General features: G+C 62.0%; 23 protein-coding genes. 18 read left to right on the top strand and 5 right to left on the bottom strand.

Going from position 1 to position 22,577, the window contains the following annotated elements; all coding sequences use genetic code 11:
• Nucleotides 1-12: 12 nt before the first annotated feature.
• Nucleotides 13-1,086: a porin gene (locus SB753_RS24600; protein WP_131316475.1), complete on the bottom strand. Its 1,074-nt coding sequence runs from the start codon at nucleotides 1,084-1,086 to the stop codon at nucleotides 13-15.
• A 439-nt stretch (nucleotides 1,087-1,525) separates the two neighbouring features.
• Here SB753_RS24600 and SB753_RS24605 point away from each other — a divergent pair, with 439 nt between their 5' ends.
• From SB753_RS24605 to SB753_RS24670, 14 genes are read left to right on the top strand one after another with little or no spacing between them, the layout of a single operon-like run.
• The gene (locus SB753_RS24605; protein ID WP_020068683.1) at nucleotides 1,526-1,840 is read left to right on the top strand and encodes a non-heme iron oxygenase ferredoxin subunit; all 315 of its coding nucleotides are present in this window, start codon (nucleotides 1,526-1,528) and stop codon (nucleotides 1,838-1,840) included.
• 1 nt (nucleotide 1,841) lies between these two features.
• Nucleotides 1,842-2,153 (top strand): recombinase-like helix-turn-helix domain-containing protein, encoded by a 312-nt coding sequence (locus SB753_RS24610; protein WP_020068684.1) that lies wholly within the window; start codon nucleotides 1,842-1,844, stop codon nucleotides 2,151-2,153.
• Between the two features lie 49 nt (nucleotides 2,154-2,202).
• Nucleotides 2,203-3,306 (top strand): aromatic ring-hydroxylating oxygenase subunit alpha, encoded by a 1,104-nt coding sequence (locus SB753_RS24615; RefSeq protein WP_088175477.1) that lies wholly within the window; start codon nucleotides 2,203-2,205, stop codon nucleotides 3,304-3,306.
• On the top strand, nucleotides 3,299-4,066 hold the full coding sequence (locus SB753_RS24620; protein ID WP_410802289.1) for an SDR family oxidoreductase: 768 nt from the start codon (nucleotides 3,299-3,301) through the stop codon (nucleotides 4,064-4,066). Before SB753_RS24615 ends, SB753_RS24620 begins: the two co-directional genes overlap by 8 nt.
• A gap of 26 nt (nucleotides 4,067-4,092) precedes the next feature.
• Entirely contained in the window at nucleotides 4,093-4,620 is a 528-nt protein-coding gene (locus tag SB753_RS24625; RefSeq protein ID WP_020068687.1) for a cupin domain-containing protein, read from the top strand.
• Between the two features lie 32 nt (nucleotides 4,621-4,652).
• Nucleotides 4,653-5,546 carry an alpha/beta fold hydrolase gene (locus SB753_RS24630; protein ID WP_410802291.1) on the top strand — a complete coding sequence of 298 codons (894 nt, stop codon included), beginning with the start codon at nucleotides 4,653-4,655 and terminating at the stop codon, nucleotides 5,544-5,546.
• On the top strand, nucleotides 5,547-6,431 hold the full coding sequence (locus SB753_RS24635) for an IclR family transcriptional regulator (RefSeq protein ID WP_020068689.1): 885 nt from the start codon (nucleotides 5,547-5,549) through the stop codon (nucleotides 6,429-6,431).
• Complete coding sequence (locus SB753_RS24640; RefSeq protein ID WP_131316479.1) at nucleotides 6,428-7,237, top strand: SDR family oxidoreductase; 810 nt, start codon at nucleotides 6,428-6,430, stop codon at nucleotides 7,235-7,237. Before SB753_RS24635 ends, SB753_RS24640 begins: the two co-directional genes overlap by 4 nt.
• Complete coding sequence (locus SB753_RS24645) at nucleotides 7,230-8,888, top strand: thiamine pyrophosphate-binding protein (protein ID WP_410802293.1); 1,659 nt, start codon at nucleotides 7,230-7,232, stop codon at nucleotides 8,886-8,888. The genes SB753_RS24640 and SB753_RS24645 overlap by 8 nt, the downstream gene beginning before the upstream one ends.
• Nucleotides 8,881-9,711: an aspartate dehydrogenase gene (locus SB753_RS24650; protein WP_392394878.1), complete on the top strand. Its 831-nt coding sequence runs from the start codon at nucleotides 8,881-8,883 to the stop codon at nucleotides 9,709-9,711. The genes SB753_RS24645 and SB753_RS24650 overlap by 8 nt, the downstream gene beginning before the upstream one ends.
• Nucleotides 9,712-9,761: 50 nt before the next feature.
• A complete protein-coding gene (locus SB753_RS24655) occupies nucleotides 9,762-11,252 on the top strand; it encodes an aldehyde dehydrogenase (RefSeq protein WP_410802295.1) in 1,491 nt (496 codons plus the stop codon).
• 14 nt (nucleotides 11,253-11,266) lie between these two features.
• Complete coding sequence (locus SB753_RS24660; protein ID WP_087751867.1) at nucleotides 11,267-12,232, top strand: VOC family protein; 966 nt, start codon at nucleotides 11,267-11,269, stop codon at nucleotides 12,230-12,232.
• Nucleotides 12,225-13,490 (top strand): NAD(P)/FAD-dependent oxidoreductase, encoded by a 1,266-nt coding sequence (locus SB753_RS24665; RefSeq protein WP_410802297.1) that lies wholly within the window; start codon nucleotides 12,225-12,227, stop codon nucleotides 13,488-13,490. The genes SB753_RS24660 and SB753_RS24665 overlap by 8 nt, the downstream gene beginning before the upstream one ends.
• 25 nt (nucleotides 13,491-13,515) lie before the next feature.
• Nucleotides 13,516-14,919 carry an MFS transporter gene (locus SB753_RS24670; protein ID WP_027778988.1) on the top strand — a complete coding sequence of 468 codons (1,404 nt, stop codon included), beginning with the start codon at nucleotides 13,516-13,518 and terminating at the stop codon, nucleotides 14,917-14,919.
• Between the two features lie 120 nt (nucleotides 14,920-15,039).
• On the opposite strand, the gene SB753_RS24675 is transcribed toward SB753_RS24670, so the two are convergent.
• The 3 genes from SB753_RS24675 to SB753_RS24685 form a co-directional block, all read right to left on the bottom strand.
• Nucleotides 15,040-15,501: a GNAT family N-acetyltransferase gene (locus SB753_RS24675; RefSeq protein WP_410802299.1), complete on the bottom strand. Its 462-nt coding sequence runs from the start codon at nucleotides 15,499-15,501 to the stop codon at nucleotides 15,040-15,042.
• Between the two features lie 299 nt (nucleotides 15,502-15,800).
• Nucleotides 15,801-16,904: an NAD(P)/FAD-dependent oxidoreductase gene (locus SB753_RS24680; RefSeq protein ID WP_410802301.1), complete on the bottom strand. Its 1,104-nt coding sequence runs from the start codon at nucleotides 16,902-16,904 to the stop codon at nucleotides 15,801-15,803.
• A gap of 112 nt (nucleotides 16,905-17,016) precedes the next feature.
• Nucleotides 17,017-17,220: a DUF3562 domain-containing protein gene (locus tag SB753_RS24685; RefSeq protein ID WP_020068703.1), complete on the bottom strand. Its 204-nt coding sequence runs from the start codon at nucleotides 17,218-17,220 to the stop codon at nucleotides 17,017-17,019.
• Between the two features lie 327 nt (nucleotides 17,221-17,547).
• Here SB753_RS24685 and SB753_RS24690 point away from each other — a divergent pair, with 327 nt between their 5' ends.
• The 4 genes from SB753_RS24690 to SB753_RS24705 all read left to right on the top strand — a co-directional run bounded on the left by SB753_RS24690 (nucleotide 17,548) and on the right by SB753_RS24705 (nucleotide 21,725).
• Nucleotides 17,548-18,147 (top strand): cytochrome b, encoded by a 600-nt coding sequence (locus SB753_RS24690; protein ID WP_020068704.1) that lies wholly within the window; start codon nucleotides 17,548-17,550, stop codon nucleotides 18,145-18,147.
• A gap of 53 nt (nucleotides 18,148-18,200) precedes the next feature.
• Entirely contained in the window at nucleotides 18,201-19,652 is a 1,452-nt protein-coding gene (locus SB753_RS24695) for a glycosyltransferase family 2 protein (RefSeq protein WP_087751919.1), read from the top strand.
• A 120-nt stretch (nucleotides 19,653-19,772) separates the two neighbouring features.
• Nucleotides 19,773-20,981 carry an aromatic ring-hydroxylating oxygenase subunit alpha gene (locus SB753_RS24700; RefSeq protein ID WP_020068706.1) on the top strand — a complete coding sequence of 403 codons (1,209 nt, stop codon included), beginning with the start codon at nucleotides 19,773-19,775 and terminating at the stop codon, nucleotides 20,979-20,981.
• Nucleotides 20,982-21,308: 327 nt separating this feature from the next.
• Complete coding sequence (locus tag SB753_RS24705; RefSeq protein ID WP_410802303.1) at nucleotides 21,309-21,725, top strand: rubredoxin; 417 nt, start codon at nucleotides 21,309-21,311, stop codon at nucleotides 21,723-21,725.
• On the opposite strand, the gene SB753_RS24710 is transcribed toward SB753_RS24705, so the two are convergent.
• The gene (locus tag SB753_RS24710; protein ID WP_410802305.1) at nucleotides 21,722-22,570 is read right to left on the bottom strand and encodes an oxidoreductase; all 849 of its coding nucleotides are present in this window, start codon (nucleotides 22,568-22,570) and stop codon (nucleotides 21,722-21,724) included. The genes SB753_RS24705 and SB753_RS24710 overlap by 4 nt on opposite strands.
• Between the last annotated feature and the right edge of the window lie 7 nt (nucleotides 22,571-22,577).

Raw genomic sequence — 22,577 nt, forward strand, 5'->3', positions numbered from 1 at the left:
CCGAGTTTCAGATCAGAACGAGTGGTGGATACCGGTCAGGATGATCGTCTGGTTCCGGCCACTCGACACACCCGCCGTGAAGAATGCGGCGTCGGTATTGGACCCCGCGCGCTCGTACAAAGCATTCACGTACAACTGCGTCGATTTCGACAGCGCATAAATGTCGCCGATTTCGAACTGCGTCCAGCGGTGGCCGGCCAGCGTTGTGGTCGCGGCGCCCCCGGCTACGCTGTTAAACGGCGTGAACTGATAATTCGCACCGACGTCGTAGCTCTGATACGTGTCCGAATGTCCAGCCGACTCCAGCTTGACCCGCGTGTACAAGCCATGCACGAGCAGCTTGCCGAACTGGTATGACGCGCCCGCGCCCATGTTCTGCACCTTGTCGGCGCTGTAGTTCGCCGCCGCCACGCCCTGAAAATTCGTAATGCCGGTCGTCACGATCGACGGCGTTCGATTGTGCTCGTTCGCATATGTTGCGCCGGCCTTGAACGGACCGTTCGCATAGCTAAGCGCAAAACTCAACGTCTTGCCGGTCGAGAAGTTGGTCGTGTTGCCGAGGCCCATCATCGCGCCGACTGAAAAGCCGTTGAAACTCGCAGATCGGAACTTCACCGAGTTGTCGAACGGCACGACACCCGTGTCCGCGAGTTCGTCGATATTGCCAGGGTGGAACGCGTACCAGCTGGCGGCGAGATAAGCGGTGCTCAGCGGACCCAGCACATCGAAGCTGAACGGTGTCTGATGGCCGAGTGTCACCGTCCCGATCTTGTCCGAGCTCAGACCGACAAACGCCTGGCGATTGAACAGCGTGCCCGCCTTGGCGAAGGCTCCGGTGTTCGTATAAAAGCCGTTCTCCAACTGAAAGATCGTCTTCAGACCGCCGCCGAGGTCCTCTACACCCTTCAGGCCCCAGCGGTCCGGCTGCATGTTGCCCTGTTCCTCGATCCACTTCGCGTGGCCGCCGACATTGCTGATATACGCGATCCCGGCATCCAGGCTGCCGTATAGCGTCACACTGCTCTGCGCCCATGCGCCTGTGGTTGCGCAGACTGCCGTCAAGCCGGCTGCAATGATGTGCTTCACCGTTGGTTCTCCTGATCACACGACTGAATCGCTCGCACGAATCCGACGTCCCTGATCCTTTGCTGTGGGTTGATGCAGCTTGGGTTTATGCGCCAAAACTGCTACGCTTTGTGTTCCACCTATGGGCGTTTGTATCGCCTATGGAAAAGTATAGTGACTTCAAAAGCGATCAAAATAAATTTTCGGTGTCCGTAGAAACCCGCATCTGCGCTCAGCCTTCTTAGCCTTAAAAGCGCTCAAAGCGCCGTGCCATAAGCCGCAGCGAGCTGGGCCGTCCGTCCTCGCGATACTCACAATGATGTGTTGCGGATGCCACACATAGTGTTTTCCCCTAACCCGCCAGATTTTTATTTTTTCCCGCCGACGACACTCCTATAATTATCCATACACGAACTGATGTTCCTTATGTGGAACACAGTGCTTCAGGAGAAGGCGAGAAATGACTGAACAATGGCGCTGCGCCGGCCATGCCGGCGACCTGTCCGAAGATGCGCCGCTCGAGTTCAAGCTCGACGGCACGGAGATCGGCATCTACAAGGTGGGCGATGCGCTGTATGCGCTCGAAAACGTCTGCCCCCACGCGTACGCGCTGCTGACGCAGGGTTTTGTCGACGGCGACACCGTCGAATGCCCGCTGCACGAAGCCGTATTCCATATCCCGACGGGCAAGTGCTTGAAAGAGCCCGGCGGTCGCGACCTGAAGATGTATTCGGTCCGCCTTGCCGGCGAAGAAATCCAGATCAAGGTGGAATGACATGCGAGAGGTAGCCGTGAACTTCAATCCCTTCCTGAAGCCGTGGCTTGCGCCGCAGCCGAACAACGTCGCCGGCAAGGGCGTGATCGAAAAGCCGGGCGAGACAGAAAACTTCATCTGGCAAACGCGCAAGGCCGAGCCGACGCAATACGAAAACGACTTCGGCGATGCGCTCGAAAAAGTCTTTGAAGCGGGCGCGGTGGAGTTGCAGGAAGTCGTCGACGGTTTGAACGGCATTGGCTTCCGCACGCCGGAAGGCAACGCGTGGAGCGCCGATCGCCTCGCCGCCGAATTCCGTCTGCTCGCCGAATAAGCGCGCTTTTCCGAACACGTTTCCTCGCATCCGCATCCGGAGTCTCTTCATGACGTCCCCCGCTACAAGTCAACACGCGGCCGATCCGATCCAGTCGTATCTGGACCGCGGTCTGCGCAATTACTGGTATCCCGTCGCGCCAAGCTGGCAAGTCGGCGACGCGCCGGTCGGCATTACCCGCCTCGGCGATCAGATCGTTCTGTGGCGCGACAAGGAAGGCAAAGTCCACGCGCTCGAAGACCGCTGCCCGCATCGCGGTGCGCGTCTGTCGCTCGGCTGGAACCTCGGCGGCAGCGTCGCGTGCTGGTATCACGGCATTGAAATCAACGGTGGCGGCACCGTCACCAAGGTGCCGGCGGTGTCGGCATGTCCGCTAGAAGGCCAGAAGTGCGTGAAGTCGTATCCGGTGGAAGAACATGCGGGCGCGATCTTCCTGTGGTTCGGCGACGACGCACACAAGGAACCCGCACCGCTCAGGCTGCCGGAGGAACTGGTCGGCGACGAATACGCGAGCTTTCTTTGCATGTCGAACTGGAAGTGCAATTACCAGTACGCGATCGACAACGTCATGGACCCGATGCACGGCGCCTATCTACATGCAACGTCGCATTCGATGGCCGAAGGCGACAAGCAGGCGGACATGCGGGTGCGCAAAACAGAAACGGGCCTGATGTTCGAAAAGGTCGGCCAGCGCGACGTGAACTTCGACTGGGTCGAACTCGGCGAGACCGGTTGCCTGTGGATGCGACTCGCGATTCCGTACAAGAAGAAGTTCGGCCCCGGCGGCAACTTCGGGATCATCGGCTTCGCCGTTCCGGTCGACGAAAACAACTGCCAGGTTTATTTCTGGCGTACCCGCAAGGTGCAGGGCTGGCAGCGCGACGCATGGCGCTTTATGTATCGCAATCGCCTGGAAGGCCTGCACTGGGCCGTGCTCGAGCAAGACCGCTATGTGCTCGAAAGCATGGCGCCGAATGCGCGCGAGCACGAATTCCTTTATCAGCACGACGTCGGCATGACGCGAGTGCGCCGCATGTTGCGCCAGCGTGCGCAACAGGACTTCGCCGCGCTCGAAGCGCATCGCGCCGAAGCCGCGCAGTCGGCTCAAACCGGCTCCGCGCAAACCGAAGCAGCAGGCCACAGCCATGCATAACGACGCGTCCGCGACGCTCAATGGCCGGCGTGTCCTCGTGACGGGCGGCGCGCGCGGCCTCGGCGCGGCGTTTGTGCGCGCGCTGGTGCAAGCCGGCGCTCAGGTCGTATTCGGCGACGTGCTGCACGAAGAAGGGCGCGCGCTGGGTGCATCGCTCGCGGGGCAAGGTCACGCGGCGATCTATCTTCCGCTCGACCTCGCCGATCCCGAAAGCATCAAGCAATTCGCGGAACAAGGTGCGTCGCGACTCGGCGGAATCGACGCGCTGATCAACAACGCGGCCATCACGAATTCGGGCGGCAAGTTTGCCGACGAATTGTCCGTCGATACCTGGGACGCCGTAATGAATGTGAACGTGCGCGGCACCTGGTTGATGAGTACGGCCGTACTGCCGTATCTGCGCGACTCGGATCGCGGCAGCATTGTGAACATCGCTTCTGACACAGCAATGTGGGGCGCGCCGAAGCTGCTCGCCTATGTGGCGAGCAAGGGCGCAGTGATCTCGATGACGCGCTCGCTCGCCCGCGAATTCGGCGCGCATCAAGTGACAGTCAACGCAATTGCGCCTGGCCTCACCGAAGTCGAAGCGACTGCGTATGTGCCGACCGAACGTCACGAGTATTACCTGCAAGGCCGCGCGCTGACGCGTGCGCAGGTGCCCGATGACGTCACCGGGCCCGTGCTGTTCCTGTTGTCCGATGCCGCGCGCTTCGTGACCGGCCAGTTGCTGCCGGTCAACGGCGGCTTTGTGATGAATTGATCTTGTCGAATCCAAAGGAGAAAGAGATGGCTGACGCCGATATCGAACGCAAGTCGTGGGAACAACCTGCGGACGCGAGCTTTGCCCAGTGGCTGGACAGCCGCGTCGCGCGCCTGGAAACGCGCCGCTACGACTGGGACGCGCTGAAGTTTCAGGCCGATTACGACCCGAAGTATCGCCGCGCGCAAATGCGCTATGTCGGCACTGGCGGCACCGGCGTGGCGAAGGACATGAATACGGTCCCCGCAGGCGGCTTCACGTTTTCGACGATGGTGATTCCGGCCGGCAATATCGGACCCAGTCATATTCATATGGACGTCGAAGAAATTTTCTTCGTGCTGCGCGGCAAGATGAAAGTGGTCTGCGAAAAGGATGGCGAAACGTGGGAAGCCGTGCTCGGCGAGCGCGATCTGATCTCGGTGCCGCCGGGCGTGTATCGCACGGAAATCAACGTCGGCGAGGAAGACGCATTGATGTGCGTGATGCTCGGTTCGCCGAAGCCGATTACGCCCACGTATCCGCCGGATTCGCCGCTCGCGAAGCTCAAGCGCTAAGTCGTCCCTGTACAGATACCACGAAGGAAATCATGTCCGCAGTCCCGTCCGCCGACGTCGATGCAAACGCCACGCTCGAAGCGCGCCTTGCGCGCTTTCCGGCGCGGCAGATCGAACTGGCGAAACAACGTGTGCTGAGCTATCGCGAAGCGGACGGCGCCGCTGCAAACGACGCGTTGCCGCTCGTCCTGCTCCACGGAATCGGATCGGGCGCGGCTTCGTGGGTACAGCAACTCGAAGCGCTGGGCGCAAACCGCCGCGTGCTTGCGTGGGACGCGCCTGGTTATGGGATGTCCACGCCGGTAGCGCCGGAGTCGCCTGTCGCCGCCGACTACGCAAGCGTCCTGACGGAATGGCTCGACGCACTTCACATTGAACGTTGCGTGCTGGTCGGCCATTCGCTTGGCGCGATCATCGCTGGTGCGTTTGCTGCGATGCATCCGCAGCGCGTGCCCGGCCTCTTGCTGCTATCGCCTGCAGGCGGCTACGGCGCGGCCTGCGCTGAGGTCCGCGAGGCGAAGCGCGATCAGCGCCTCGCCATGTTGAACGAACTCGGCGCGCAAGGCCTCGCCGACAAGCGCAGCGCCAACATGTTGTCCTCACACGCAAGCGACGAAGCCCGCACATGGGTGCGGTGGAACATGTCGCGCGTGATTGCTCGGGGTTACGCGCAGGCTACGCATCTGCTTGCCAACGCCGACCTCGCCGCCGACCTCGCGCGCTTCAAAGGCCGCGTCAATGTCGCGGTCGGTGCCGACGACACCATTACGACACCCGCGGCCTGCGAGCGGCTCGCGCTCGTCGCGGGAACCCAATTGCAAGTCGTGCCACGCGCGGGGCACGCCGGCTATATCGAAGCATCTGCCGCGTACACCGCGATCATCGACACGTTCTGCCGCGCAAGCGCCGGACAACGGAGCCAATGAATGACGCCCGACACCATCAACGAGCGTGACGCGGAAGACGACCGCAACGACAGCAGCGCCGACGCGGGTTACCGCGTGCCGGGCCTGGAGCGCGGCCTGAAGATCCTCACGGAGTTTTCGCCTCGCGAGCCGGTGCTCGGCGCTCCGGAATTGTCGCGTCGCTTGAAGATTCCACGCACGACGGTCTTCCGTCTGCTGCAAACGCTCGAATCGCTTGGCTTTCTCGAACGCGCCGACAAGGACCGCAACTACCGGCTCGGCGTCGCGGTGCTGCGCCTCGGCTTCGAATACTTGAGCTCGCTCGAATTGACCGACCTCGGCTTGCCGATCATCGAAGCATTGCGCGACGAAACGGGCCTCACGACGCACATCGTGATTCGCGACGGACGCGATGTCGTATTCGTCGCCAAGGCGCAAAGTCACGCGCCGATTTTCAGTTCAGTGAAAGTGAACGTCGGCACTCGCTTACCCGCGTATGCAACGACGCACGGCCAGGTGTTGATGGGCGATATGACGCTCGACGAGTTGAAGAAGCTTTATCCCGAGCCGGAACTCGAACGCTTCACGAGGCAGACGCCCGCGACCGTGGAGGACCTCTATGAACGGGTCCGCGACGACGCCCGGCGCGGTTTCGCAATCAGCGAGTCGTCGTTCGAGCGCGGCATTTCGGTGGTCAGCGCGCCGGTGCGCAACGACACCGGGCGCATCGTCGCCGTGATCACGACGACGATTCCGCGCCAGGAGATCGACGCATCGCTGCTCGACAGCGGTCTCGTCGACAAGGTAAGGCGCGCGGCCGACGAACTGTCGCAACGGCTCAACTACCGGCCGGGCAATGCATCGAACGCGGGCAGCAAATACATGAAGGCATTGGGGCTCAAATGATTCGAATCGATCTGAACGGGCAGGTGGCGGTGGTGACGGGCGGCTCGTCCGGCATCGGCCTCGCGACCGCCGAACTGTTCCTGCGAGCCGGCGCGTCGGTTGCGATTTGCGGCCGCGATACCGAGCGTCTTGCGCAAGCCGAGGCAGCATTGAACGCGCAGTTTCCTGGCGCGCAACTGCTCGCGCGCCGCTGCGACGTGCTCGACGCCGATGACGTCAGCGCTTTTGCGCAAGCGGTGCAAGCGCGCTTCGGCCGCGCTGACATGCTGATCAACAACGCGGGCCAGGGCCGCGTGTCAACCTTCGCCGACACGAGCGACGAAGCCTGGCGCGAAGAACTTGACCTCAAGTACTTCAGCGTGATCCGCCCGACCCGCGCGTTTCTGCCGATGCTTCGCGATACAGCCGGCGCCGGCAATAACGCGGCCGTGGTCTGCGTGAACTCGCTGCTCGCGCTGCAACCGGAGCCGCATATGGTGGCCACGTCGTCGGCGCGCGCGGGCGTGCAAAACCTCATCAAGTCCCTCGCGGTGGAACTCGCGCCGCAACGCATCCGCGTCAATTCGATTCTGATCGGCATCGTCGAATCGGGGCAATGGCGTCGCCGTTATGCGAAAGAAGCGCAGCCGGACCAGAGCTGGGAAGACTGGACCGCGGAACTCGCGCGCAAGAAAAACATTCCGCTAGGCCGCTTCGGCAAGCCCGAAGAAGCCGCTCAAGCGCTCTTTTATCTGGCTACGACGCTGTCGTCCTACACGACAGGCAGTCACATCGATGTTTCTGGAGGCGTTGCACGACATGTCTAACAAAACCACCGTTGGCGAACTGATCGCCGCTTTTCTCGAGCAATGCGGCGTGAAAACCGCATTCGGCGTGATCTCGATTCACAACATGCCGATCCTCGACGCGATCCACAACCGCGGCAAGATTCGCTACGTCGGCGCGCGCGGCGAAGCCGGTGCCGTGAACATGGCCGACGGTCTTGCACGCGTTTCCGGCGGCCTAGGTGTGGCGTTCACCAGCACGGGCACCGCAGCGGGCAACGCAGCGGGCGCGATGGTCGAGGCGCTGACTGCGGGCACCGCGCTGCTGCACGTGACCGGTCAGATCGAGACGGAGTATCTCGACAAGGATCTCGCTTACATTCACGAAGCGCCTGACCAGTTGTCGATGCTCCAGTCGATTTCGAAGGCTGCGTACCGCGTGCGTTCCGTCGAGACCGCGTTGCCGACGATCCGCGAAGCCGTGCGCGTCGCGCAAACGGCGCCGAGCGGTCCGGTGAGCGTCGAGATTCCCATCGATATTCAAGCCGCTGAAATTGAATGGCCCGCCGATCTGGCCGCGCCGCATATCACCACGCTCACGCATTGCAGCCAGCGCGTCGCGCGACTCGCCGATCAACTGGCAAACGCAAAGCGTCCGCTGTTGTGGCTGGGCGGCGGCGCGCGGCATGCGGCAAAAGCGGTGGAACGCCTCGTCGCGCTGGGCTTTGGTGTGGTGACGAGCGTGCAGGGCCGCGGCGTAGTGCCGGAAGATCATCCGGCCACGCTCGGCGCGTTCAACGTGCATCCGGCGGTCGAAAGTTTCTACAAGACGTGCGACGCGTTGGTCGTCGTCGGCTCGCGTTTGCGTGGCAATGAAACGCTGAAGTACAAGCTTGCGCTTCCGCAGCCGCTCTATCGCATCGACGCCGACGCGCTCGCCGACAACCGCGGCTATCGCAACGAGATGTTCGTTCACGGCGATGCGTCGGCAGTGCTCGAAGAACTCGCTACGCTACTGGAAGGCCGCCTGAAGGTCGATCCCGCGTTCGCGCAAGACCTGGCCTCGGCACGCGAAAGCGCCGTCGCCGATGTGGGCAAGGGCCTGGGTCCGTACAAGCGCCTCGTCGACGCGCTGCAGGAAGCAGTGGGCCGCGACTACAACTGGGTGCGCGACGTCACGATCTCGAACAGCACGTGGGGCAACCGCATGCTGAAGATCTTTTCGCCGCGCGCGGGCGTGCATGCGTTGGGCGGTGGCATCGGCCAGGGCATGCAGATGGGTATCGGCGCGGCGCTCGCGAACAGCGCGTCGAAAACCGTGTGCCTCGTCGGCGATGGCGGTTTGATGGTGAACGTCGGCGAACTCGCAACGGCTGTGCAGGAAAACGCCAACGTCATGATCGTGCTGATGAACGACCAATGCTACGGCGTGATCCGCAACATTCAGGATGCGCAATACGGTGGCCGCCGCTGCTACGTCGATCTGCATCAGCCGGACTTCGCGCAGTTCTGCGACAGCCTGAAGCTCACGCACTACCGGATCAAGTCGCTCGATCAGGCCGACGCGATCATTCGCGAAGGCATGGCGAAGACCGGACCGGTGCTGGTTGAAGTGGACATGCTGTCGGTCGGCTCGTTCGCGACCGCTTTCGCGGGGCCGCCGGTCAAGGAAGAGGAGCCGGAACATGCGTGAAGCGGGCTACGCGGGGCACCACGCTCCCGTCGACGTCGCGATGATCGGCTTCGGCGCGATCGGCCAGGCGGTGTATCGCTCGGTCGCTGCCGATCCGACGGTACGCGTGTCGCACGTGATCGTGCCGGAGCGTCATATGAATTCGGTGCGCGAAGTGGTCGGCTCGACGGTGGACGTGGTGGCTTCAGTGTCCGCATTGAGCAGCCGCCCGCATTTCGCTCTGGAATGCGCCGGTCACAGCGCACTGGTCGATCACGTGGTGCCGCTGTTGAAAGCCGGCACGGATTGCGCGGTGGCGTCAATCGGTGCGTTGTCCGATGTGATATTGCTCGACGCGTTGTCAGCCGCTGCCGATGAAGGCGACGCGACGTTGACGCTGCTGTCCGGCGCAATCGGCGGAGTCGATGCATTGGCCGCGGCGAAGCTCGGTGGCCTCGACGAAGTGCTGTACACCGGCCGCAAGCCACCCACGGGCTGGCTCGGCACGCCTGCGGAACAGGTCTGCGATCTGAACACGTTGAAGGAAGAGAAGGTGATCTTCGAAGGCAGCGCACGAGAAGCGGCGCGGCTTTATCCGAAGAACGCCAACGTTGCGGCGACCATCGCTCTGGCGGGGCTCGGTCTTGACCACACGACAGTTCGACTGATTGCCGATCCGAACGTGACCCGCAATGTGCACCGCATTCTCGCGCGCGGCGCGTTCGGCGAGATGTCGCTGGAAATGTGCGGCAAGCCGCTGCCCGACAACCCCAAGACGTCCGCATTGACTGCGTACAGCGCGATTCGTGCGCTACGCAATCGCGCGGCCCGCTGCGTGATCTAGCGATTTAGACGATTCAAGCCAGCAGCTTGAGTAAAACCGGAATGACCGACATGACTCACTTTGATACCAGCCTTGTGCCGACCGGCGATATTTTTATCGGCGGCGAATGGCGGCAGGGGCGTGGCAACCCGTATAAAAGCCTGTATCCGGCGGACCAGTCGGTCAACATGGAGATTTCGACAGCCAATGCAGACGACGCCCGCGAAGCCGTGGAAGCGGCCGATATCGCATGGCGTAAATCAGATTGGTCGGGTTTGAAGCCGCATCAACGCGCGCTCATTCTGTATCGCATCGCCGATCTGATCATGGCGCGTCATGAAGCGCTCGCGCAGTTGCAGCGCCGCGACAACGGCAAGCCAATTGGCGAAACGCGCGTGCTGGTGGCCAGCGCCGCGAACACGTTTCGCTATTTCGCGGCATGCCTCGAAACGCTCGACGAAGAAGTCACGCCCTCGCGCGGCGATTATCTGACCATGAGCGTGTACGAACCGATCGGGGTGATTGCCGCGATCACGCCCTGGAATTCGCCGATTGCATCTGACGCGCAGAAGCTCGCGCCGGCATTAGCGGGCGGCAACGCCGTGGTGCTGAAGCCCGCTGAGGTGACGCCGCTGGTATCGCTGGCGTTGGCCCGCATCTGCGAGGAGGCGGGCGTGCCGAAAGGCGTGATCAGCGTGTTGCCGGGCAAAGGCTCGGTGATCGGCGACGTGCTCGTGCGTCATCCGCTCGTGAAGAAGGTCTCGTTCACCGGCGGCACCGAGGTCGGCCGCGGCATCGCGCGGATCGCTGCGGACAAGCTGATGCCGGTCTCGCTCGAACTCGGCGGCAAATCGCCGACCATCGTTTTCGACGACGCCGATCTCGATCACGCGGTCAACGGTGTGCTGTACGGCATCTTCAGTTCATCTGGTGAGGCTTGCATTGCGGGCTCGCGTCTCTTCGTGCAGCGCTCGGTCTACGACGCGTTCATGAAGCGTCTCGTTGAAGGTGCGCGCAAGTTGCGCGTGGGCGATCCGTCGCGAGTAGAAACGCAGATGGGTCCGCTGATTACGCAAGCCCATCGCGAAACGGTCGAGCGTTACGTGGCGCTCGGGATCGAAGAAGGCGGACGTCTGCTGTGCGGCGGCAAACGCCCGGTTGGCGATGGCCGCGAACAAGGCACCTATTTTCAGCCGACTATTCTCGAAGGCCTCTCGAACAACGCTCGCATCTGCCAGGAAGAAATCTTCGGGCCCGTGCTGGTCGCAATGCCGTTCGACGACGAAGCATCGCTGCTGAAGGAAGCGAACAACAGCGTGTTCGGCCTCGCTGCCGGTATCTGGACGCGCGACTACAAGCGCGCCTACCGCACCGCCCGCGCGCTGGAAGCCGGCACCATCTGGATCAACACCTACAAGCTGTTCTCGATTTCGACGCCGTTCAGCGGCTGGAAAGAGAGCGGCATGGGACGCGAGAAAGGCCGGCTCGGCATCCGCGAATACATGCAACAGAAGAGCCTCTACTGGGGCTTGAACGACGCGCCGCTGGCGTGGGCAAACTAGGCAAGAGGCAGGTTATGACGATTCTCGGCATTGAACAGATTATCTACGGCGTGACGGATCTCGCTACCTGTCGCCGCTTTTTCGCGGACTGGGGCTTGAAGGAAGTTGCGCACGACGAAACGCACGCGCGTTTTGAAACGCTCAACGGCTGCACGGTTCTCGCCGTGGATGCAAACGACCCGTCGCTGCCACCCGCGTTCGAAGAAGGTCCCACGCTGCGCGAAGTGACGTGGGGCGTGGCGAGCAAAGAAGAGCTCGACGAATTGCGCGGACGCTTCGCCGGTCAGCCAGGCCATTTTGAAACCGACGACGCAGTCGGCTGCATCGATCCGAACGGCATGGCGATTCGCGTGGAAGTGACCCGCAAGCGTGCGCTCGACATTCACGGCTCGCCGTCGAACGTGTGGGGCCAAACGTTGCGCGTCGATCAGCCGTCGCCAATCTATGAACATGCCGAACCCGTTGAAGTGGGCCACGTCGTGTTCTTCACGAACAAGCTTGCCGAACAGGAAAAGTTTTATCAGGAGCTGCTCGGCTTCGAAATGTCGGACCGTTATCCGGGCCGCGGCGCGTTCATGCGCTGCGCGCCGCACGGCGGCCATCACGACATTTTCCTGCTCGCGCTGCCCAACGGTAAGCGCGGTTTGAATCACGTCGCATTCACGGTGCGCGATATCCACGAAGTTTTCGGCGGCGGCATGCATATCAGCCGCTGCGGTTGGGACACGCAGCTTGGGCCGGGACGCCATCCGGTTTCGTCGGCGTACTTCTGGTACTTCCAGAATCCAGCGGGCGGCCTGATCGAGTACTACGCAGACGAAGATCAACTCACGCCCGAATGGCAGCCGCGCGACTTCGAACCCGGCCCGACCGTGTTCGCTGAATGGGCGATCGACGGCGGCATCGACGGCAATACGCGTCGCCAGAAAAACGCGAAGGCGCCGGAAGGCAAGTTCATGACGGAGCGCAAAAATGACTGACGCTGCTACCGCGAAGGCCCAAGCCGCGCATGCCGAACTCGAAGCGCCGCGCACGATTGTCGTGATTGGCGGCGGCCAGGCGGCTGGTTGGGTCGTGAAGACGTTGCGCAAGGAAGGCTTTGACGGCCGCCTCGTGATGATCGCCGACGAAGTTCATTTGCCCTACGAACGCCCGCCGCTTTCAAAGGCCGTGCTTTCCGGTGAAGCGGATATCGACACAGTACGTCTCGTGAAGCCCGACGATTTCGACGCGCTGAACATCGAAGCATGGCAGCCGGATTGCGCGACGTCGATCGATCGCAAGCAGCGCATTGTGCGCACGCAATCGGGACGCGAAGTGCAATACGACCGCCTCGTGATCGCGACGGGCGGCGCAGCGCGGCGCTTGCCGGAATCGCTGGTGAGTACATCGCACATTGCCTATCTGCGCACACTCGACGAAGCCGTTGCGCTCGGCGAGCGGCTGCGTGCAAGCAGGCGCGTGCTGGTGGTGGGCGGCGGCTGGATCGGACTGGAAGTCGCGGCGACAGCGCGCAAGCTCGGCGTGGATGCAACCGTGGTGGAAGGCGCGCCGCGTCTTTGCGCGCGCTCGTTGCCGCCGATGGTGTCCGATTTTCTCCTGCAACTGCATCGCGCGAATGGGGTTGATGTGCGCTTGAGCGCTGCGCTCACAAAGCTCGAAGATCATCCGAACGACGCGAATCGCATTCGCGCGACGTTCGCCGACGGCTCGACGCTAGACGCCGATTTCGCGGTGGCCGGCATCGGTCTGACTCCGCATACGGCGTTGGCCGAAGCGGCGGGCGTCAAAGTGCAGGACGGCATCGTGGTCGATCATTTCGGCGCAACTGACGACCCGCGCATTTTCGCGTGCGGCGACGTGGCGAACCATCCGAGCGCGTGGCTCAAGCGCCGTGTGCGGCTCGAATCGTGGGCCAATGCTCAGAACCAGGCGATTGCCACAGCGAAAGCGCTACTCGGCACGTTCGAACCGTACACGGACATTCCGTGGTTCTGGTCCGATCAGTACGACGTCAATCTGCAGATTCTCGGCGACATTCCCGCCGATGCACAGCTTGCGGTACGCGGCGATCTGCCGGCGAAGCGCGCGACGCTTTTCCATCTGGAAGACGGCGCCATTCGCGGCGTAATCGCCATCAACACTCCACGCGAGCTCAAGCTTTCGCGCAAGTGGATGAATCAAGGCCGGACGATCGACCTTGCGACATTGACCGACGCCTCAACGGCGCTTGCCTAACCACATCTACGGACGGCACAACGGCATGAGAACCATCGACAACACAATTGCGGAGCGCAGCGGTGCGGGCGTCTCCGGGCCCGTGACGAGAGGCTCGATCATCGCGCGACTCGAGCGGCTGCCGAAGAATGCAATGCAGGTCCGTGCGCGGATTCTGATCGGTCTGGCGACATTCTTCGACGGCTTCGACGTGATCGCTATCGCGGCCACGTTGCCGGTTCTGATCGCGAAGTGGCATCTCACGCCGTGGGAAATCGGCTTTCTGATCGGCTCGGGTTCGGTCGGCCAACTGATCGGTGCGTTCGTGTTTCCGTGGTACGCCGAGCGTCATGGGCGTGTGCGTGCAATTGCGTTGAGCTCGGGAATTATCGGCATTACGAGTATCGCGTGCGGATTTGCGCCGACGTTCGCCGCGTTTGTCGTGCTGCGTGTGATTCAAGGGCTTGGGCTCGGCGGTGAATTGCCCGTCGCGGCGACCTACATCAACGAAATCAGCCGTGCGCATGGGCGCGGGCGCTTCGTGCTGTTGTATGAGATCGTTTTTCCGGTGGGGCTGCTGGCTTCGAATGCGTTGGGCGCGTGGATCGTGCCGCGTTTCGGCTGGCAGGCTATGTATTTCATCGGCGGCATGCCGTTGATTCTGTTCTTCGTGCTGCGCAAACTCGTTCCCGAGTCGCCGCGTTGGCTTGCCGAACGTGAACGCATGGCCGATGCCGATGCCGCGGTGCATGCATTCGAGCGTGCCGCCAAGGGTCCGTTGCCGCCGGTCGCACACTCGGCCGAATTCGAAGCGATGGCGAATCGTCATCCGAAGCGCCGCATGGGCGATCTGTTCGGTCCGGCGTACCTGAAGCGCACGTTGGCCGTTGCGATGTTGTGGATCACATGCGGCTTCATTCAGTACGGTCTCTCGACCTGGCTGCCGACCATCTATCGCACGATCTATCACGCGCCGCTGCAATTGGCGCTGAATCTGGCGGTGGCCGCTTCGGTGCTCGGCGTGGTCGGGTCGTTGACGTGCGCGTTGCTGGTGGACAAGGTGGGCCGCAAGCCGATCATCAACCTGTCGTTCGTGGCGTGCGCCGTGTCGTTGCTGCTGGCAGGCGTGTTCCACGAGTCGTCGGTATATGTGGTGGCGACGTTCTGCGCGTTCTCGCTGGGCTTCCTCGCTTGCGGCTTTATCACCGCTTATGTGTACACGCCGGAGTTGTACCCGACCAGCATCCGTGCAATGGGCTGCGGTGTCGGCGGCGCGTGGCTCAAGGTGGCGGCCATTTTTGCACCGGCCATTGTGTCGAAGACGATGATCGGCGGCAATTTGCAGGTAGCGTTTTATATTCTCGCCGCAGTGCCGTTTCTTGCGGCGGTGGCGGTGCATTTCCTGGGCATTGAGACCAAGGGTAAGGTGCTCGAGCAGCTGGAAGCTTGAAGACGGTTTTCGGTGGGCGGTGATGTAGTGCCCCAATTGCAGGGGACGAAGGGCGCACTGGGTGGTGCGCCTTTTGTTTTATGCGGTGCCCTCGGCATTTCCGTCACCACCCTGCACGCATCACATCTGCTTCCGATACACCACAAACCCCGACTTGTCGGCCACCGTGTCATACAACCGCATCGCGGTGTGATTAGTCTCATGCGTTTGCCAGTACACGCGTTGCGAACCATCGGCCTTCGCCCGCTCATACACCGCTTCGATCAGCGCGCGCCCCACGCCCTTGCCGCGCTCGGACTCCGACGTGTACAGGTCTTGCAAATAGCAGATTGGCCCCGCCAGCGTCGTATGACGGTGATAAAGAAAATGCACGATGCCGACCAGCTCGCCATGACGTTCGGCGACCATTGCATGCATCGGTTCGTAGCAATCGAAAAACCGGCTCCACGTAAGATGCGTGATTTCACGCGGCAGCGCCGTGTCGCCCGAGCGGCCATAGAATGCGTTGTACGCATCCCATAGAGGCAACCAGGCATCGAAATCCTGGTGTGTGACGGGGCGGATCTGAATCGTGTCGGACATGCGCGGCTCCTTGTCGATAAGCGAGCCATCGCACAACGCCATGAATTGCTTTCACGTATCGAAGCAGACGCCGGCTCGCAAACCGCAAGCATAAGAAAATCAGCCGGCCATTGTTAGCTCCACAGCGTGCCTCGGATTTGAGACCACGCATCGTCGTAAAAGCGCGAAGCCGACGCTAAGACGACCGCTGCCCTGTCACGTCACGACCCACAGGATTCGATGCAGCGCGTGTCAGCGCCTGCTCGTCGATGTCGCCATGATGCAGAACGGAAAGCCCGTTCGCGTCGGTCATCGCGTTATCAAACCGTCTCGGCCCTGAGCCATTGCACGAGTGCGGCGTCGTCATCGGTCTGAACTGCATGCGCGACGCGAAGCCCCACTGCCGCGCCGAACTGGTAGCCGTGTCCCGAACAGGCGGACACCACGAGTGCCTTGCCGACGCGCCTTGAAAAGAACCGCTGGTCCGCCGCGAACGTGTAAGCGCAGCTTTCGACCTCGGTGACCGCGTATTCGTCGATGCGGCTAAACGGCGGCGCGAACAGTTGACGCAAACGGCCGCCTTCGCCGGGCTCTGTAGTGCGGTCGGCTTCTGCATCCGGCACCGGTTTCTTCAGTGCGCATGCGCCGAACTTCAGATCGGCGCCGTCGATTGGCGGCAATGCATAGCCGTTGCTCCGACCGCCAGTATCCACTATCGCCGGTGCATTCGACCACGCGGTCTCCAGGTCTGCGGGCGGCGTCAAATAGGCGACGAGACTGCGGCGAATCGCAAGGTTGTCGGCAAGCGCGGGAAGGAGCCCCAACGTCCACGCGCCGGTCGCTACCACGAGCCGATCCGCCTGGACCACGGTGCCGTCGTCGATATGCACGAGTGCCGCGGCCGTATCGATTGCAACTGCCTTCGTGTGCATGCGAATGTCGACGCCGCGCATTCTGAGCCACGCTTTGATGTCGTGCGCGATTCGCGCGCAGAACAGCGCGCCTCCGTCACGGTCGAGATATGCGTAGCGAAACGTGGCGGCGTCGAGGAATGGGTAACGCTCGGCGGCTTCGTTGGCGTCGAGCCGTTCGTATTCGAAGCCCACGCGGTCGAAGCTCACACGCAATTGCTCGCCGCTGTCTCCCGGGAATTGCGATATGCCGAGCACGCCGCAGTTTGCGTAGTGGGACACGCCGAGGTCGTCCCACAGCATGTCCCAACTATCGAACATTTCAGCGATCGTTTCCGCATGGCCGTTGGCACCGTCATGGGCGCGGCAAATCATGCCGTGCGCGTCGCGCGACGCGGCAAGCGGATTGGGGATCGAGCCCTGCTCGATCAACGTGACGTCATGCCCCAGCTTGGTGAGCGACCACGCCGTACTTAAGCCGACGATTCCAGCGCCAACAATTGTCACCCGCATACCAATCCTCCGGTAGTTAAACCGGATCAAGTCTAGCGCGGGAAAATAATTGCTGCGTTGAGCCTATCGAAGTCCATTCAGCCGACGATTGATATTGCATAACACAACGCTTTCAATGCTTTCGATGCGAAGCGTCGCGCAGCTTATTGCGGACTTTCTTGGCCGCGAAGAGCGGCACATAATCGAACACTCGCGCGTCGTGGCGATAGTCGGCCAACGTGTCGGCGTACATCCTGGAGACGGTTTCCGGCGGCGTGTCGGTTTCCTCAGCAATGCTTCTGACCACTTCGTCCACATTTGGCTCGGGCTGAGACATTGATTCTCTCCAGACTGGCAGCGGTTGAACGGGCGAGCGCGGCGATGCACGCGGCTTTTTATTAGAGGACGTGATTCTCGCCGCCGCCAATTGAATCGGTCTATCGCGCGCCATCTACCACAGAGATTTTTTTCTTGCGGTAAGCGTTTCGCTGACTTAGCGCGAACGCTCGACGCTGAAGGCCGCTTGAAATAATCGGAAACAGATCATTCTGCGGGTTTCGGAATAAAACGGCACACTCGGGGGTTCTTGTCTCATGAATGGCGCGCCGCTGACGAGCGGCTAATAGAAAGCTTTGCAACGATTCCCTCTCAGGCCGCACCACTTATGAATATCCACGCCGAACCATTGAGCAACCAGGCCGGAACAACCGCGCCCTCACGCTATACGCGCACGGCGATCACGCTGCACTGGCTTATTGCGCTGCTGATTATCTGCAACGTCGCGCTTGCTTTGAGCGCGGATTCGCTACCCGACGACTGGGTGCGCCCGGTAATCAATACACACAAGTCCATCGGCATCACGGTGCTCGGTCTAGCTCTTTTGCGCATTCTGTGGCGCGTGTCGCACAAGCCGCCGCCGTTGCCGCGCGAGTTTCCGTCGTGGGAGAAAGTCGCCGCGCATCTCGCGCACTTTCTGCTGTATCTGCTGATGATCGGGCTGCCGCTTTCCGGTTGGCTGCACGATTCCGCATGGAAGGACGCGGCCACGCATCCAATGCGTCTGTTCGATCTGTTTCCGTGGCCGCGTATCGGCTACGTGATGAACCTCGATCCCGCGCTAAAGGAGACGCTGCACGACCGCTTTGGCGCGTTGCATACGTGGCTGGGTTACGCGCTGTATGCGTTGCTTGCCATGCATATCGGCGGCGCGCTGAAGCACCAGTGGATCGATCGAAAGTCGGTTCTCAAGCGCATGATGCCCTGAGCACCGCTTCGCTCATTCCTCAAACCGCAGCAACGACCGGCTCGTTAGTCACCTTGAAACAGAACCTGGAACAGGCGTTCGCGCTTGCATCGCCCCGTATCGTGTCGCGTGGCACGACGCTTTCGAGCACGTTGATTCATGCGAGCGTTGTCGCCGTGTGGCTGCTGCTGTTCGCGCGTGCGTTCTTTCTGCACGGCGTGGTGGCGTGGTCCACAGGTATCGCCTACGTGATCTACGACACCGTGCTGCTCGCGTTCGTCACATGGAAAACACTGCCGCTGATGCGTCGCGCGGCGCCGCTCGAGCCTGACTACGATCGGCGCAGCTTGCCGGACATCGGCGTGGTGGTCGCGTCGCATAACGAGGCGGCTGTGCTGCCTGTCACCATTGCGGCGCTGTTGCGGCAGGTTCACGGCCCAGCGCAAATCGTGATTGCCGACGACGGCTCCACCGACCACACGCATGCGCTGCTTACCGAACGCTTCGGCCTCGTCGCGCCGGCCGAGGGGAAGTTGAGCGCGCCCAGTTCGCTTCATCCCAATCTCTTCTGGCTGCGCATGCCGCACGGCGGCAAGGCGCGCGCGCTGAACGCCGCGATCACCGTGATGAGCACGGACATTGTAATGACCGTAGACGCCGATACGCTTCTCGACGACGACGCCACTTACGCAATGCGCGCCGCTTTCGCCAGCGCCCCCAAGCTTGTCGCTGCCGCCGGCCTGCTGGTGCCGGTTTGCGGCAAGTCCGCGTCTGGCCGTGTGCTGCAATGGTTCCAGACCTACGAGTACATGCGCAATTTCATCGCGCGTTTTGCGTGGATGCGCGCGGACAGTCTGCTGTTGGTGTCGGGCGCCTTCGCGTCATTCAGGCGCGATGCGCTGCTCGACGTCGGCGGCTTCGATCCGCAGTGCCTGGTCGAAGACTACGAGCTGATACACCGGCTGCGCCGCTATTCGGTCGATCATGGCCTCGGCTGGGACGTGCGAGTGGTCGGCGACGCGCATGCGCAAACCGATGCGCCAGACAACCTCGGCAGCTTCCTGCGGCAACGGCGGCGCTGGTTCGCGGGCTTCCTGCAAACGCAGTACTGGAACCGCGACATGACCGGCAATCGCCGCTATGGAACGCTCGGCATGCTGATGCTGCCCGTGAAGGCGCTCGATACCATGCAGCCCATCTACGGCCTGACCGCTTTCGGATTGCTGCTCGCGTTCGTGTTCGGCAGGCACGGCGCAATCGTCGTGTCGATCTTCAGTGTAATCGGCCTGAAAACAGCGATCGACCTCGCTTTTTACCTGTGGAGCGTCCATCTTTACCGGCGCTGGACCGGCAAGCGCAGCGGCTCCAGTATGGGCATGGCGATGCTGGCTGCGATTGCGGAGCCTTTCACTTTCCAGCTGCTGCGGCACCTCGGCGCAGCGCTCGGCTGGCTGCATTTCCTGCGCGGCGGGCGATCGTGGGGCGTGCAGCGCCGCACAGGGCTCGTGGCTCGCGACGAGACCTAGCGGCGCGGTGTTTTGACCCCGCGCAACCCATGCCGTCCCCGGTTCGAGTAGACTGACGCGATTGCGGCCGCGCGAATGCGGCCGCCTACTTTATCCGCACGTGCACGGAGGCTCTACACTATGCATGCTGTTCCCCCGCTCGAACAAGACACCGTCGAGGCGTCCTCAACGCATGCGACATCGCCTAAAGCCGCTCCCACGCTTGGCCAGGCGGCCAGCGGCGCGCCGGTCCGCGACCTGCGCCGCGTCGGCATTCACCCCGACTACTGGTATCCGCTCGCGTGGTCACACGAAGTAAAGCGCGGCAAGACACATGGCGTGACGTTCGCGGGCGATCCGATCGTGCTCGCCCGCACCGAATCCGGCAAAGTTTTCGCGCTCGAAGACCGCTGCGCGCATCGTCAGGTGCCGTTGCACCAGGGCGTGGTCGACGGCGAGTCGATTCGTTGCGGCTACCACGGTTGGACCTATGACTGCTCGGGCAAGTGCGTCGACGTACCGTACCTTGGACGCGAGCGTTTGCCGAACGGCGTGCGCTCGTATCCGTGCCGCGAAGTGGAAGGCCTGATCTTCGTATTTCCCGGCGACCCGGCAATGGCCGAGATTCGCCCGCTGCCCACGTTTGGTTCCGTGTCCGACAAGAAGTACAAGACGCGGCGCTTTGGCCGTCCTGTGAATTGCCACTATTCGTTCATGCACGAGAACCTGATGGACATGAACCATCAGTTTCTGCATCGCCGCCAGATGGGGCAGATGCGCGCGCGTTCGCTCGGGCGGCGGCGCGGCGAAGGCTGGGTCGAAGTGGATTACACGTTCGCGCGCATGGCCGGTCAGCAGCCGATCGGCGAGGCGATCGTGTTTGGTCAGAGCCGCAAAACGGGCGGCGACAACGACAAAGACGTGATGACGATCCGCACCGAGTATCCGTATCAGACGCTGCAGATTCGCACGTCCGAGCAGACGCTCGTCATGGACCTGTGGATCGTGTACGTGCCGCTCGATCGCGAGCAGCGCACCAACCGCACTTTCGGGCTGCTGTCCATTCGCAAGCCAGGCGTTCCCGGCGTGCTGAATCTCGCGTGGCCGTTGCTCGTGTGGTTCACTGAGCGCATCTTCAAGGAAGACCGCGAGATCGTCGAGGCCGAGCAGCGCGCGCACGATTCGCAAGGCGCCGACTGGAACCACGAAGTGTTTCCGGTCATCAACGAACTGCGCGCGTTGCTGCGCGAAAGCGGCGCGCCGGATCAGGTGGTTGGTGCAGGCACCGGCGACACGGAAATCATCCGTTTCTGGGACTCACGCAGCGGCAGCCCGCTCGCGAAAACCTGAGCGGCGAGCGGCAGGCGGCTTTTCCGCCTCGCCGCGAATTAGTTCATCTCCGTCGTGTAAGTAATCCAGTGCGGTCGACCGGCGATAATGGCAACCGGGTGGAAAGCGGGCGGCAACCGATACGCGCAGGTTTGCGCAGATCGGCATACGCCGCACCGCGACCCGTGTACCATTTCGCTTTTTTGATTTCCAAAGACCGCTCCGTGACTACGCAACAATTCCGCACTGCATCGCGCAAACCCCTCACTCTCCTTCAATTGCTCGGCATCATCGGCGCCGCCGGGCTGATCGCTTCCATTTTGCTCAATCTGCTGGTGTAACGCCCTCATGTACAAGAAGGGCGTGGCGCTAGAAATCCAGTTTTCTCCCGAGCGACTCAACAACAACGCTGGCGATCCTTACTGGATCGATTTGACGCAAGACGAAGCGCAGCGCTTGCTGGCAAGCCTGCAAACGCGTTTCGCCGTGGACAGTTCGGGCACGCAGGCGCCCCTCGTTGTCAGCCTGGACGACACGCCTGCCTTGCAACAACAAGACAGGCTGGACTCGGCGGCCGTCACCACCGCTTCGGCGGACGACTTCAAGCAGTGGGTCTGCGTGATCTGTGGCTGGATTTACGACGAAGCCGCCGGCTTGCCCGAAGACGGCATCGCGCCGGGCACGCGCTGGGCCGACATTCCCGCCGACTGGCGCTGCCCGCTGTGCGACGTGGGCAAGGAAGACTTCGCGCTCGTCGAAATCTAGGCGTCGGGAAAATCGGCGCCCACGGTGGTTGCTTCCCACGCGTCGAAGTCGCCGCGCATGAAGTCGAGCTTCTTGCGCGCCAGTTCGAGCGCGGTCTTGCCGAGGAGCAACCGCAGCGGCGGGCGGTGCGACAGGGCCGCGTCGATGATCGCTTGCGCCGCGCGCACCGGATCGCCGGCCTGCTTACCGCTGCGGGCTTCGGTCTGCTTGCGGCGCTCGCCGGCGGTGGCCGCATAGTCGTCGATTTCGGTGGCCGATTGCTTGATTGACGGACCGGCCCAGTTGGTTCGGAACGGACCGGGTTCGACGATCAGCACGTCGATGCCGAGCGGCTTGACTTCGGTCGCGAGAGATTCCGACAAGCCCTCCACCGCGTATTTCGTCGCATGGTAATAACCGGTTGCAGCAAAACTCGTGAGACCGCCAATCGACGATACATTGACGATCAGGCCGCTGCGCTGCTCGCGCATGATCGGCAGCACGGCTTTGGTCATGTCGACGAGACCGAACACGTTCGTCTCGAACATGGCCCGCACTTCGTCGTCTTCACCTTCTTCGATCGCGGCCAGATAGCCATAACCTGCGTTGTTCACGAGCGCGTCGATGCGGCCGAAACGTTGCCTGGCTTGTGCGACGACGTCTGCAATTTGCGCGCGGTTCGTAACATCGAGCGGCAGAACGAGCGCACGCTCGCCGTGCGGCTCGGCAATGTCTTTTACTTTGGATTCGTCGCGTGCGGTAACCACGGCGCGCCAGCCTCGCTCAAGTACCAGTTTTGCGAGTTCGCGCCCGAAGCCGGTCGAACAACCTGTAATTAGCCAGACGGGATTGTCTCGATTCATCATGTGGGAA

Origin of the sequence: Paraburkholderia sp. SIMBA_053, from assembly GCF_046534895.1 — a bacterium.
Taxonomy (GTDB): Bacteria; Pseudomonadota; Gammaproteobacteria; order Burkholderiales; family Burkholderiaceae; genus Paraburkholderia; species Paraburkholderia caledonica.